Source organism: Streptomyces sp. GDS52 (genome assembly GCF_052246875.1).
In the GTDB taxonomy this organism is placed as follows: Bacteria; Actinomycetota; Actinomycetes; order Streptomycetales; family Streptomycetaceae; genus Streptomyces; species Streptomyces cathayae.
The window spans coordinates 3,800,275-3,813,719 of the sequence record NZ_CM125966.1; the positions used below are offsets into that span (position 1 = coordinate 3,800,275).

A 13,445-nucleotide genomic window follows, 5' to 3' on the forward strand; every position below is an offset into this window, starting at 1 on the left:
TACCGTCTTGCGCTGCGAAAAGAGACTGTACAGGAGTCCTGGCCCGCTGGTCGAATTCACCCTGCGTGCCGCTCCGGTCACGGAGCAGCGGCGTCGATCGCCTTCACGATCCGCTTGTCCGACACCGGGTACGCCGTGCCGAGCGCGTGGGCGAAATAGCTGACCCGGAGCTCCTCGATCATCCAGCGGATGTCCAGCACCTGCTGAGGCACCGGCCGCCCCTGCGGCATCTGCTCCAGCAGCCAGGCGTACTCGTCCCGCATCTCCCGGACCTTCTCCATGCGGGTCGTGTCCCGCTGGACGTTCGCCGGCATCTGCTGCAGACGACGGTCCACGGCCACCAGATACCGCATCAGGTCCGGCAGCCGCCGCAACCCCGTCTCCGTCACGAACCCCGGCTTCACCAGGGCGTCCAGCTGCCCCCGCACATCCTGGAGGTTCGCCAGCAGCGCGGGACTGCGCACGCTCTTCAGCCGGCGCTCACACGCCTGCCAGGCGGCGAGTACCTGCTGCACCTGACCCACCGCACGGACGGTCGTGTCCACGATCTCCGCGCGCACCTTGTCGTACAGCTTGCGATACGACTCCTCGTCCCACACGGGCCCACCGAAGTCCGCGATCAGCCGGTCCGCCGCCGCCATCGCGCAGTCGTCGAACAGCGCCTGGATCGAACCGTGCGGATTCGCCGACAGCGCGAGCTTCTGGGGATTCGTCAACTTTTCGGATGCGAACTTCGCGGGACTCACCGGGATGTTGCGCAGGATCAGCCGACGCGTGCCCTTCCACATCGCCGGCTGCTGCTCCGCCTCCGTGTCGAAGAGCCGTACGGAGACCGTGTCGCCGTCGTCGACCAGTGCCGGGAACGCCTTCACCGGCTGACCGGCCCGCCGTGTCTCGAAGACGCGGGTCAGTGTGCCGACGGTCCAGTCGGTCAGCCCCGTACGCTCCAGGGACTCGCCGCCCCGGCGTTCGGCCGTGGCGGCCGCCGCCCGCGAGAGCGCCTGGCGGGCCTTCGGCTTGAGCCGGAGCCGGAGCGCTTCGAGGTCCTTGTCCTCGTCGAGCTTGCGGCGACGCTCGTCGACGATCCGGAACGTGACCTTCACATGGTCGGGGACCTTGGACCAGTCGAAGTCGTCCGCGTCGAAGGGCACCCCGACCATGCGCTTCAGCTCACGCGCCATCGTCGTGGTCAGCGGCTCCTGCAGCGGAACCGCTCTCTCCAGGAACGCCTTCGCGTAGTTCGGCGCCGGCACGTAGTTGCGGCGGATCGGCTTGGGCAGGGAACGGATCAGCTCCGTGACGACCTCCTCCCGCAGACCCGGGATCTGCCAGTCGAAGCCCTCCTCCGTGACCTGGTTCAGCACCTGGAGCGGGACATGGACCGTCACCCCGTCCGCGTCCGCACCCGGCTCGAACTGGTACGTCACCCGGAACGTGAGGGCACCCTGCTGCCAGGAATCCGGATAGTCGGCCTTGGTGACGGCTTCCGCCGACTCACGGATGAGCATCTCGCGCTCGAAGTCGAGGAAGTCCGGCTGCTCGTGCCGCTTGCGCTTCCACCACGAGTCGAAGTGGGCCCCCGACACGACGTGCTCGGGAACCCGCTGGTCGTAGAAGTCGAACAGGGTCTCGTCGTCGACCAGGATGTTCCGGCGCCGCGCCCGGTGCTCCAGCTCCTCGACCTCGGTGAGCAGCCTGCGGTTGTCCGCGAAGAACTTGTGGTGCGTGCGCCAGTCTCCCTCGACCAGCGCGTTGCGGATGAACAGCTCGCGCGACACCTCGGCGTCGATCCGGCCGTAGTTCACCTTGCGGTGGGCGACGATCGGGACGCCGTACAGCGTGACCTTCTCGTACGCCATCACCGCGGCCTGGTCCTTCTCCCAGTGCGGCTCGCTGTACGTGCGCTTCAGCAGATGCCCGGCGAGCGGCTCGACCCACTCCGGTTCGATCTTCGCGTTGACCCGGGCCCACAGCCGGGACGTCTCGACCAGCTCCGCCGACATCACGAACCGCGGTGGCTTCTTGAACAACGCCGAACCGGGGAAGATCGCGAACTTGGCGTTGCGCGCCCCCACGTACTCGTTGCGCCCGCCGCCGTCCTTGCGCCCGGCCGCACCGGAGTCCTTCGACTCCTTCACGTCCTTCATCCCGATGTGGGAGAGCAGCCCCGCGAGCAGCGAGACGTGGATACGGTCCCCGGGCGCGTCCTCCTCGTTGAGGTGGATGCCCATCTGCTTGGCGACCGTGCGCACCTGCGTGTAGATGTCCTGCCACTCGCGGATCCGCAGGAAGTTCAGATACTCCTGCTTGCACATGCGCCGGAAGGACGACGAGCCGCGCTCCTTCTGCTGCTCGCGCACATAGCGCCACAGGTTCAGGTAGGCGAGGAAGTCGCTGGTCTCGTCCCGGAACCGGGCGTGCTGCTGGTCCGCCTGGGTCTGCTTGTCGGCCGGCCGCTCACGCGGGTCCTGGATGGACAGCGCCGCCGCGATCACCATCACCTCGCGGACACAGCCGTTGCGGTCCGCCTCCAGCACCATGCGCGCCAGCCGCGGGTCGACCGGCAGCTGGGCCAGCTTCCGCCCGGTCTCCGTCAGCCGCTTGCGGGGGTCCTTCTGCGCCGGGTCCAGCGCGTTGAGCTCCTGCAGCAACTGCATGCCGTCCCGGATGTTCCGGTGGTCCGGCGGATCGATGAACGGGAACTTCTCGATGTCGCCCAGGCCCGCCGCCGTCATCTGCAGGATGACCGACGCCAGGTTCGTGCGGAGGATCTCCGCGTCCGTGAACTCCGGGCGGGCCTCGAAGTCCTCCTCGCTGTACAGCCGGATGCAGATGCCGTCCGAGGTGCGACCGCAGCGGCCCTTGCGCTGGTTGGCGCTGGCCTGCGACACCGGCTCGATCGGCAGCCGCTGCACCTTGGTCCGGTGGCTGTACCGGGAGATACGGGCGAAGCCCGGGTCGATGACGTACTTGATGCCCGGCACCGTCAGCGACGTCTCCGCCACGTTGGTCGCGAGAACGATCCTGCGGCCGCTGTGCTTCTGGAAGACACGGTGCTGCTCGGCGTGCGAGAGCCGCGCGTACAGCGGCAGCACCTCGGTGAACCTGTACTGCTTCTTCGTCAGCGCGTCCGCCGTGTCCCGGATCTCCCGCTCACCGGAGAGAAAGACCAGGATGTCGCCCGGCCCCTCGGCCACCAGCTCCTCGACCGCGTCCGTGATCGCGGTGATCTGGTCGCGGTCGGCGTCCTCCGAATCCTCCTCGAGCAGCGGCCGGTACCGCACCTCGACGGGATACGTACGACCGCTGACCTCGATGATCGGAGCGTCACCGAAATGCCGGGAGAACCGCTCCGGGTCGATGGTCGCCGAGGTGATGACGACCTTCAGGTCCGGACGCCGCGGCAGCAGCTGAGCCAGGTACCCCAGCAGGAAGTCGATGTTCAGCGACCGCTCGTGGGCCTCGTCGATGATGATCGTGTCGTAGGCGCGCAGCTCCCGGTCCGTCTGGATCTCGGCGAGCAGGATGCCGTCGGTCATCAGCTTCACGAAGGTGGAGTCCGGACTCACCTGATCGGTGAACCGCACCTTCCAGCCGACGGCCTCCCCGAGCGGAGTGTCCAGCTCCTCGGCGACACGCTCCGCCACCGTGCGGGCGGCGATCCGGCGGGGCTGCGTGTGCCCGATCATCCCGCGGACGCCCCGGCCCAGCTCCATACAGATCTTCGGGATCTGCGTGGTCTTGCCGGAACCCGTCTCGCCCGCGACGATCACCACCTGGTGATCGCGAATGGCCTCGGCGATCGTGTCCTTCTTCTGGCTGACCGGCAGCTGCTCCGGATACGTGATCGCCGGAACACGCGCACGCCGCCCGGCCATCCGCTGCTCGGCCTTCGTGACCTCCACCGCTATCTCGTCGAGCACGGCGGCCCGGGCCTCCGGCTTGCGGATCTTGCGTGCGCCTTCGAGCCTGCGCCCGAGCCGCTGCGCATCGCGCAGGGAGAGCTCGGTCAGGCGGGGGGCGAGGGCGCCGAAGGAGGCGGTGCCGGGAGACGGGGCGCCGGGCGAGGAGGCGGCGCCGGACGAGGAGGCGTCGGAGGAGGACGCGGAAGCGGAGACAGGTTGCGTGGACATACGGGAACCAGGATCTCATCATCGAGAATTTTGTGGCCAACAGTTTTGGCGGTGCGGCGCACGCGAACACCCCCTCCGGGAACCCGGAGGGGGTGTGGTTGTGGCTGGGGCCGGGGTCGAACCGGCGACCTATCGCTTTTCAGGCGATCGCTCGTACCAACTGAGCTACCCAGCCACGAGGTCTCATGTGAAACCTCAGCGGTCCTGACGGGATTTGAACCCGCGGCCTCCACCTTGACAGGGTGGCGAGCACTCCTAACTGCTCCACAGGACCAAGTGGTGCGTGCGTACTGCCGAAGCAAGTGTCGCACACTGTACTGCGTGCCCCCAACGGGATTCGAACCCGTGCTACCGCCTTGAAAGGGCGGCGTCCTGGGCCACTAGACGATGAGGGCGGGCAAACCGATACTGCTTGCTTCACCATCGCCCCAGGGGACGTGAGAAGCATGTGACTCCGCTTTCCCCGAGAGGTTCCGCTTCTCCCTGACCCTGACGGGGTTCGGGACGGTCAAGCCCTGACCGGTGCCCTTGGGCACGACGAGACTGTACTACGGCCTTCCGGGTGCGACCAAACCAAAAAGATGTTGGCCCTCCGCCGATGGAGAAGGCGTCGGTGACGGTGTCGCGCCCGGCTGGTTCTCCTCCGGGAGGTGGCGGCTGACCTCGGCTGTGGTGAGACCCAGGCCGCCCAGCTTGATCGCGTCCCAGGCCTGGAGGCGGCGTGTGTCGCGGTCGAAGTAGAGGATCGAGGTCTCGATCGGGTCGGGGTGTTCGCCCTCGATCGCCCGCAGGCCGCTGCCGCCGGTGGAGCCCTCGGTGCGGAGCCGGGTGCCGTACTGCATGACCTCCGTCTTCTGACGGTGGATGTGCCCGGCCAGGACGAGGGGCACCGTGCCGTCGACCTCGCGGGCCGCCGACGGTTCATGGGCGACGGCCACGTCGACCGGGGTGCCGGCCGCCTTCTGGTCGCGCAGGGCGGAGGCGAGGCGGGCGCCGGCGAGTTCCTGGGACTGCTCGGCTCCGGGTTTCCTGGACCGGTCCGGGGTGAACTGGGGGTCGCCGGTACCGGCGAAGCGCAGGCCCGCGATGGTTTCGGCCCGGCCGTCGTCCAGGACGTGGACGTTCTTGAGGCCTTCCAGATAGCGCTGGGTGACCAGGGAGTCGTGGTTGCCGCGGACCCAGACATAGGGGGCGCCGAGGTCCTCGACGGGATCGAGGAAGCCGTTCTCGGCGGCGGTGCCGTGGTCCATGGTGTCGCCGGAGTCCACGATGACGTCCACCCGGTACTGCTCGACGAGCGAGGCGATGATCGCCCAGCTCGCGGGGTTGAGGTGGATGTCGGAGACGTGCAGGACCCGGATGGTGGTCGGGTCGGGCTGGTAGGCGGGGAGCGTGGAGGTGGCGTCGTAGAGCTTCGTCACGTTGGTGACCAGGCGGGCCAGCTCTTTCTGGTAGACGTCGAACTCGGTGACGATGCTGCGTGCGTTGCCGACCAGGGAGGGCGCGGAGGAGAGCAGCCCGGAGAACTTCGGTTCGAGGACGGAGTCCGGGTTCCAGGTGGCGTACGCGGTGCCGCCGGACGCGGCCAGCAGGGTGAGGGCGAGGCCGCCCGCGGCCAGGGCACGGCGGGGCCGGCGGTAGACGATGAGGCCGAGCGCGGTGGCGCCGGTGACGACGGCGACGACGGAGCGTACGGCGAGGTCGGCGGTGCCGCGGGCGATGTCCTGGGTGACTTCGTCCTGGAGCCCGGAGAAGCGTTCGGGGTGGTCGACGAGGGCCTGGGAGCGGGCGGGGTCGAGCTGGTCGACGTTGACGTCGAGGCGGACGGGGGCGTGGTGGCTGTCGAGGTCGAGGGCGCCCAGGGGGGAGACGTTGATCTTCGTGCCGCCGGTGAGGGAGGGGCGCAGGGTCATGGTCGTGTCCATGGGGCCGACCGGGACCCGGACGTTGCCCACGACCAGCAGGCCGAGCCAGGCGCCCAGCAGTACGACGGCGATGAGTCCCAGGGCCCGCTTCCAGGGGCGGGGGCGGGGGGCGAGCGCGGTGGTGGTCGTCGTCGGAGGGACGGGGCGGCGGTGGCGGCGACTGCGGGCGCGCGGGCCCCCGGGGAGGCGGTGTCGGAGGTTCCTGACTGCGGAGGGGACGCGGACCATTGCTCCCGTATGCCCATGCGGAGCACCCGATATGCGGGGTGTCCGGTGACGCTCGTACGGACGGGTCATGGCCGACAATGACGGTGTGCTGGAGATGACGCGTGGTGAGTTCGAGGAGCTGGTGGCCGAGGCGCTCGACCGGATTCCGCCGGAGCTGACGAGGCTGATGGACAACGTCGCGGTGTTCGTCGAGGACGAGCCCCCGGCGGACGATCCCGAGCTGCTGGGGCTGTACGAGGGAACTCCGTTGACGGAGCGGGGCGAGTGGTACGCCGGCGTGCTGCCGGACCGGATCACCATCTACCGGGGCCCGACCCTGCGGATGTGCGAGTCCCGGGAGGACGTCGTCGCGGAAGCGGAGATCACGGTGGTGCACGAGATCGCGCACCATTTCGGGATCGACGACGCCCGACTGCACGCCCTCGGCTACGGGTAGGTCACCGGTCTGTCACTGGTGCGTTGTTGGCGTGTCCTCTTGCGGGTGGCGGGAGTTGGACACATCGACCCAGCATCGCAACCGGAGGTGGCCTCGTGCGCCCCTTGTACGTACCCGCCCGCCTGGCCGCCACCGTCGTGGCCGTCGCCGCTGCCGCCGGTTGCATGAGTGTCGGTGAGGACGGGGCGGGCGGGGCCGCCAAGCCGTCGCATTCCGCGGGCCGGCCGGGTGGTGAGGCACCCGGTGGAGGGCTGCCGCCGGGGCCGGGAGGCGCGGACGGCCAGGGCGGCGCGGTGGCCGAGGGCGAGCGCGGGGGCCGTGCGGGCCAGGACGGGAAGGGCAAGCGTGAGAAGGGCGGGGCGGGGGCGTCGGCCTCGGCCGAGGCGTCGCACTCCGCGGGGGCGAGCGCTCCGGTGCCGGACGACACCGGGCGGCCGGGCATACCGACGGAGCCGACGACGCCCGACGGCCGGCCCGAGCCGCCGGTGCCGAGCAGACCGTCGGACCCGGAGCCCGCCCCTCCGCCGCCGGAGCCGTCGGTCACACCGGAGCCGACGGTCATGGAGCCGTCCTCACCGGCCGACGAGCCGGTGGAACCCCAGTTGGCGCGGCGGGAGCCGGCGCCGGAGGCGGGGGCGCCGGTGTAACGGCTTCCCCAGTGTTTCCTTGCCGGTATGTGCACTTCTCCTGCCGTCCTACCGATGTGTGGGCCGATTGGCCTTCACTCTGCTGACCTGCGGGTCTGTGGAGTGAAGGGGGTTCGGTTTGCTTTCGGTGGGGGAGGGTGCGTATGGTGGCAGATCGTTTGATCCTATTTGCCCGGCGCCACTGCAGAGCGCGCCGTGTGGCGCGTACTCTCCCCTTACCGTGGTGGACCGCATCGAGGCGGTCGTATTGCGAATTGCGAATCACGGAGTTGACGGGCGCGTGCCGAAGAGACTCCGGAAGGTTTCGCATTCGTATGCCCATCGCCAGTACTGATCACGTCGTCGTGCCCGAGACCCCTGTGACCCCTGAGGACACGAGGAACTCGGTGGACACCGACATCACCGCCGTCATCACCGACGTCGTCGCTGACACCGTCACCGACGTCACCGATGACAGCGACACCACCGACACCGCCGACACCCCCGAGCTCACCTTCGCCGACCTCGGTCTTCCCGAGGGCGTCGTACGCAAGCTCACGCAGAACGGCGTGACCAGCCCCTTCCCGATCCAGGCAGCGACCATCCCGGACGCCCTGGCCGGCAAGGACATCCTCGGCCGCGGCCGCACCGGCTCCGGCAAGACCCTCTCCTTCGGCCTGCCGACGCTGACCACGCTGGCCGGCGGCCGGACCGAGAAGCACAAGCCGCGGGCCGTCATCCTGACGCCCACCCGTGAGCTGGCCATGCAGGTGGCCGACGCGCTCCAGCCCTACGGCGACGTCGTCGGCCTGCGCATGAAGGTCGTCTGCGGCGGCACCTCCATGAGCAACCAGATCTACGCCCTCGAGCGCGGTGTCGACATCCTCGTCGCCACGCCCGGCCGGCTGCGCGACCTCATCAACCGTGGCGCGTGCTCCCTGGCGAACGTGCAGATCGCCGTTCTCGACGAGGCCGACCAGATGTCCGACCTGGGCTTCCTGCCCGAGGTGACGGAGCTGCTGGACCAGGTTCCGGCGGGCGGTCAGCGCATGCTGTTCTCCGCGACGATGGAGAACGAGATCAAGACCCTCGTCGACCGGTACCTGAAGGACCCGGTCAGCCACGAGGTCGACGCCGCCCAGGGTGCCGTCACGACCATGTCGCACCACATCCTGGTCGTGAAGCCGAAGGACAAGGCGCCGGTCACCGCGGCCATCGCCTCCCGCAAGGGCCGCACCATCATCTTCGTCCGCACCCAGCTGGGCGCGGACCGCATCGCCGACCAGCTGCGCGAGGCGGGCGCGAAGGCCGACGCGCTGCACGGCGGCATGACGCAGGGCGCGCGGACGCGGACGCTGGCCGACTTCAAGGACGGCTACGTCAACGTCCTGGTCGCCACGGACGTCGCCGCACGCGGTATCCACGTCGACGGCATCGACCTGGTGCTGAACGTCGACCCGGCCGGCGACCACAAGGACTACCTGCACCGGGCCGGTCGCACGGCGCGCGCGGGCCGTACCGGCACCGTGGTCTCCCTCTCGCTGCCGCACCAGCGGCGCCAGGTCTTCCGTCTGATGGAGGACGCGGGCGTGGACGCCACGCGCCACATCATCCAGGGCGGCGCGGCCTTCGACCCGGAGCTCGCCGAGATCACCGGTGCCCGGTCGATGACCGAGGTCCAGGCGGAGTCGGCGGGCAAGGCGGCGCAGCAGGCCGAGCGCGAGGCCGCCCAGCTCACCAAGGAACTGGAGCGGGCGCAGCGCCGGGCCTCCGAACTGCGGGAGGAGGCGGACCGGCTGGTCGCCAGGGCCGCCCGCGAGCGGGGCGAGGACCCGGAGACGGCGGTGGCCGAGGCGGCCACCGAGACGGCGGTCCAGGCCCAGACCGAGGTCTCGCTGCCGGAGCAGCCGACCGCGCGTGACACGGAGCGCTTCGAGCGCCCCGAGCGCCGGGACGGTTTCCGCCGTGACGACCGGGGTGACCGCGGCGGCCGTTCCTTCGAACGCCGTGACGACCGCGGCGGGTTCAACCGTGACCGCGACAGGGACCGTGACCGCGATCGTGGCGGTTTCCGCCGTGACGACCGGGGTGACCGCGGCGACCGCGGCGAGCGCGGCGGCCGTTCCTTCGAACGCCGTGACGGCGACCGTGGCGGCTTCCGCCGTGACGACCGCGGTGACCGCAACGGTTTCCGTCGCGACGACCGGGGCGACCGCGGTGAGCGCGGTGACCGTGGCGGCTTCCGCCGTGACGACCGGGGCGAGCGCGGCGACCGTTCCTTCGACCGTGACCGCGGTGGCCGTTCCTTCGAACGCCGCGACGACCGTGGCGGGTTCAACCGCGACGGCGACCGTGACCGTGGCGGCTTCCGCCGTGACGAGCGTGGCGGCCACCGCGGCAGCGACCGTCCGTTCAACCGTGACCGCCAGGGCGACCGCCCCGGCTTCCGTTCCGGCGCCTCCCACGACCGCCCCTACGGCCGCCGTGACGACCACCGCGGCGGCGGCTCCGTCGGCCGTCGCGAGGACAAGCCGCGCTGGAAGCGCAACGGCTGACCCCGGCGCACCGGACCACCCGGGAGGGCCCGCACGACACCCGTCGTGCGGGCCCTCCCGCGTTTTCTCCGGGACACGTCCGGGTCCTCCTCACCGATACCCGATCAAAGACGCGCCCACATCCCGCTATGCTCGTGGGGGCAACATCGCCGAGGGCCCTTAGCTCAATTGGCAGAGCAGTGGACTTTTAATCCATTGGTTGTGGGTTCGAGTCCCACAGGGCCTACCGGTTGCAGGGGAGGGACCGCCCTCTTCGACCTGCTCTTCGGCGTCCGGGTCGGCTTCGGCCGACCCGGACGCCGTTTCGTTGTCCCGTGGCCGGGCCCCCTGCGCCCGCATCAGTGCGTCGTGGCGTGGTGCGGGTTCGTTCAGGCGCGGGAGATGGACTGTTCGATGAGGTCCACGGTGGCGCGGGGGTTCTCGACCTCGAGGACGAGCCGGTCGTAGTGCTCGGCGTCGGCGAGTTCGATGACGACTGCCTTCTCCGGGTTCTTCACGTCCCAGAACAGGCGTTCACCGTTGCGGCGGAAGCGGCCCGCGGTGATCAGTCCGGGGAAGTAGGAGCCGCCGACGCGGACGCCCTTGGGTTCGCGGGCCATACCGGGGTCGTGGGTGGCGCCGCGTACGTGGGCGAGGGGGATCTCCAGGCGGCTCTTGAGGGTCCAGAGCTTGTCGAGGCCCTGGAACTCGGCGGTCAGTATGCCGCGTTCGCGGTCGATGGAGATCAGGGCCATGTCAGTACTCCTTGGGAGTGGTGGTCGGCAGGGCGCGCAGGCGCAGGCGGGAACCGAGGACGGTGGAGGCGAGTTGGGGGGCGGCGTCACCGTGGGAGGGGCGCAGGGCCTCCTCCAGTGCCGTGATCCCCTCCGCCACCAGTGCGGCGACCTCCGGGTCGTGGGGGGCGCGTTCGGCGGCGGCGAGGAGGAGGAGCCCGGCGGCCGGACCGTTGTCGTACGAGGCGGTGGCGGTGGTCAGTGCCTGCGCCGGGTCGGTGAGGGTGGCGATGGCCGCGGTGACCGGGTGGATCTCGTGGTCGAGGTGCCGGCGGAGCGCGGTCAGGTGCAGGCTCCGTTTCGAGCCGAAGACCTTGTAGAGGCTGCCCCGGTGGATGCCGGTGGCGGTGACCAGGTCGTCCACCGAGGTGCCCTCGAAGCCGTGGGTGGCGAAGAGGGCGGCTGCGGTGCTGACGGCCTGGTCGGTGTCGAAGGCGCGTGGTCGTCCCATGGCCAAGACGGTACGGGGTATGAGAACGATCGGTCAAGAACAAGCGTTCTTGAATCGGTTCGCCTTGACCCGCAAGGCGCGGGCGGTCAGGCCGGGCGGCCGTCCTCGGGATCCGTCCGGAGGGTGAGGCGGTGGTAGGCCGCGCGGGCGTGGGTCAGCCGGGACGCGGTCGTGCCGACGAGGGCGGCGGTGAGCAGGCAGCCGAGCAAGAACGTGTCCCTGGGTCCGGCCCAGGTGAGGGTGCCGGTGGGCGGTGTCGCGAAGCCGTTGAGGAACAGCCAGCACAGGACGGCGGTACCGGGGGCCGCGGTGAACCGTGCGCACCCGCCGAGGACGGCGGCGAGCAGGGACAGGGCCGCCAGGAAGAGCCCGGGACGGTGCGGGCCCACGACCGTGTGGAGGAGGGCCATCAGGGCCAGTGCACCGCCGAAGGCGCCCGCCCATATCAGCGGAGTGGTGACGGGCCGGGGGACCGGCCGCGGGCCGGTGCCGACGGTGACCCACTCGATCATGCCGGAGCCTTGGTGGTCATGTTGCCGCTTCCGTGGAGTGCATCCCGAGCTTGCCGGGCTGATTTTCGCACCTCTGACGTCGCGAACGGGCCGTCCGTATCGGCCGCTGATCGTGACCCCGTCCGTACCGTCGTGTGTGGTCAGCCGCTCGCATGGGCCGGTTCCGTCTGGTCGACCGGCGCGGCGGTGCTCTGCCGCTCGTCCGGCTTGCGGCGGGTGAGGCGGCCGGCCAGCGGTTCGGTCCAGCGGGCGGTGAGGGGGCCGAGGACGACCAGGATCAGGACGTACGCCGTGGCCAGCGGGCCGATCCGCGGTTCCGTGCCGACGGCGAGACCGGCGATGACGATCGAGAACTCGCCGCGCGCCACCAACGTGCCCCCGGCCCGCCAGCGGCCCTTGGCCGGGATGCCCGCCCGCCGGGCGGCGAACCAGCCGGTGGCGATCTTCGTCAGCATGGTGACGACGGCCAGCGCGAGCGCCGGGAGCAGCACCGGCGGGATGTCCGCCGGGTCGGTGTGCAGCCCGAAGAAGACGAAGAACACCGCCGCGAACAGGTCCCGCAGCGGGGACAGCAGACCGTGCGCGCCCTCGGCGACCTCCTTGGACAGCGCGATGCCGACCAGGAACGCGCCCACCGCCGCCGACACCTGGAGGTGCTGGGCGACGCCCGCGACCAGCAGGGTCAGCCCCAGTACCACCAGCAGCAGCATCTCGGCGTTGTCGGAGGAGACCGCGCGGCTGACGACGCGTCCGTGACGCAGGGCGATGTAGAGGACGGCGCCGACGGTGCCCAGGGAGATCAGCAGCGTGACGCTGCCGCCCGCGAGGCTCACCCCGGCCAGCAGGGCGGTGAGGATCGGCAGGTAGACGGCCATGGCGAGGTCCTCCAGGACCAGTACGCCGAGCACGACCGGTGTTTCGCGGTTGCCCAGCCGCCCGAGGTCGCCGAGCACTTTGGCGATGACCCCGGAGGAGGAGATCCAGGTGACGCCGGCGAGGGCGACGGCGGCGACCGGGCCCCAGCCCAGCATCAGCGCGGCGACGGCGCCGGGGGCGGCGTTGAGGACGAAGTCGACCGCGCCCGACGGGTACTGGGTCTTGAGGGTGGTGACGAGGTCCGACGCGCTGTACTCCAGCCCGAGCATGAGCAGCAGCAGGATGACACCGATCTCGGCGCCGGTGGCGACGAACTCCTCGCTGGCCTGCAGCGGCAGGATCCCGCCATGGCCGAAGGCGAGCCCGGCGAGCAGGTAGAGCGGTATGGGGGAGAAGCCCACCCGTCCGGCGAGACGGCCCAGCAGCCCGAGAGCGAGGATGATCGCTCCGAGTTCGACGAGCAAGGCGGTGGTGTTGTGCACGGGCGGCTGACCTCCGTGGATCGGTTCGGTGGCGGCGTCTGTGCCTGAGGGCTGGGGCTCGCTGGGCGGGAGGGCGGACCCCAGGAGTCGGGAGCCGGGGAACCAGGTGCCGGGGTGTGGTGCTGCGGGAGTCGACTGTCGGGTGTCGGGTGTCGGGTGTTGTGTGGAGGGGGAGCGTCCGGTGTGTCCCCTGCGGGGCGGGTCGTCCCCTACGGGGTGAGGGGCCGGGGCCGCAGGCCCAGGGCAGGGTGAGCGGAGACGGCGTGGGACGGGCGCTAGGGCCAGAAGAGGGTGCCGCCGGTATCGGGAACGGCGTCGCGGGCGGCGTTGTCGACACGCACGGGGATCACTCGACCCATGTCACGCCCCCGTTCTTCTCTTCTCGTCGTCGGCCCAACCGGTCGTCAGCGCTCGGCGCTCGACGGGCGATGACGAGCAGCCGACGCTC

Annotated in this window: 9 protein-coding genes and 4 tRNA genes; 4 read left to right on the forward strand and 9 right to left on the reverse strand. The window is 70.4% G+C overall.

All coding sequences use genetic code 11. The features are described 5' to 3' along the window. Positions 1-77 precede the first annotated feature (77 nt). The 5 genes from hrpA to ACTWJ9_RS17320 form a co-directional block, all read right to left on the reverse strand. The gene (hrpA, locus tag ACTWJ9_RS17300) at positions 78-4,133 is read right to left on the reverse strand and encodes an ATP-dependent RNA helicase HrpA (RefSeq protein ID WP_443294394.1); all 4,056 of its coding nucleotides are present in this window, start codon (positions 4,131-4,133) and stop codon (positions 78-80) included. A 101-nt stretch (positions 4,134-4,234) separates the two neighbouring features. After that, positions 4,235-4,308 (reverse strand) — tRNA-Phe (locus ACTWJ9_RS17305). 24 nt (positions 4,309-4,332) lie between these two features. Further along, positions 4,333-4,407, reverse strand: a tRNA-Asp gene (locus ACTWJ9_RS17310). Between the two features lie 48 nt (positions 4,408-4,455). After that, a tRNA-Glu gene (locus ACTWJ9_RS17315) sits at positions 4,456-4,528 on the reverse strand. Between the two features lie 153 nt (positions 4,529-4,681). Continuing rightward, positions 4,682-6,286 carry a metallophosphoesterase family protein gene (locus ACTWJ9_RS17320; RefSeq protein WP_279335141.1) on the reverse strand — a complete coding sequence of 535 codons (1,605 nt, stop codon included), beginning with the start codon at positions 6,284-6,286 and terminating at the stop codon, positions 4,682-4,684. Between the two features lie 85 nt (positions 6,287-6,371). Between ACTWJ9_RS17320 and ACTWJ9_RS17325 the strand changes: the two genes are divergently transcribed. From ACTWJ9_RS17325 to ACTWJ9_RS17340, 4 genes are all read left to right on the forward strand, one after another. Continuing rightward, positions 6,372-6,722, forward strand: coding sequence for a metallopeptidase family protein (locus tag ACTWJ9_RS17325; protein WP_055593280.1), 351 nt, complete (start codon positions 6,372-6,374; stop codon positions 6,720-6,722). Positions 6,723-6,817: 95 nt separating this feature from the next. Next, entirely contained in the window at positions 6,818-7,369 is a 552-nt protein-coding gene (locus tag ACTWJ9_RS17330) for a hypothetical protein (protein ID WP_279335142.1), read from the forward strand. Positions 7,370-7,683: 314 nt separating this feature from the next. Beyond that, a complete protein-coding gene (locus tag ACTWJ9_RS17335) occupies positions 7,684-9,903 on the forward strand; it encodes a DEAD/DEAH box helicase (protein WP_443294395.1) in 2,220 nt (739 codons plus the stop codon). Positions 9,904-10,056: 153 nt separating this feature from the next. Beyond that, a tRNA-Lys gene (locus tag ACTWJ9_RS17340) sits at positions 10,057-10,129 on the forward strand. Between the two features lie 142 nt (positions 10,130-10,271). On the opposite strand, the gene ACTWJ9_RS17345 is transcribed toward ACTWJ9_RS17340, so the two are convergent. The 4 genes from ACTWJ9_RS17345 to ACTWJ9_RS17360 form a co-directional block, all read right to left on the reverse strand. Beyond that, entirely contained in the window at positions 10,272-10,637 is a 366-nt protein-coding gene (locus ACTWJ9_RS17345) for a hypothetical protein (protein WP_279335144.1), read from the reverse strand. Between the two features lies 1 nt (position 10,638). Beyond that, positions 10,639-11,127: a TetR/AcrR family transcriptional regulator gene (locus tag ACTWJ9_RS17350; protein WP_279335145.1), complete on the reverse strand. Its 489-nt coding sequence runs from the start codon at positions 11,125-11,127 to the stop codon at positions 10,639-10,641. Positions 11,128-11,213: 86 nt separating this feature from the next. Beyond that, complete coding sequence (locus ACTWJ9_RS17355) at positions 11,214-11,639, reverse strand: hypothetical protein (protein ID WP_443294396.1); 426 nt, start codon at positions 11,637-11,639, stop codon at positions 11,214-11,216. A 140-nt stretch (positions 11,640-11,779) separates the two neighbouring features. Further along, on the reverse strand, positions 11,780-12,997 hold the full coding sequence (locus ACTWJ9_RS17360; protein WP_279335146.1) for a cation:proton antiporter: 1,218 nt from the start codon (positions 12,995-12,997) through the stop codon (positions 11,780-11,782). Positions 12,998-13,445 lie beyond the last annotated feature (448 nt).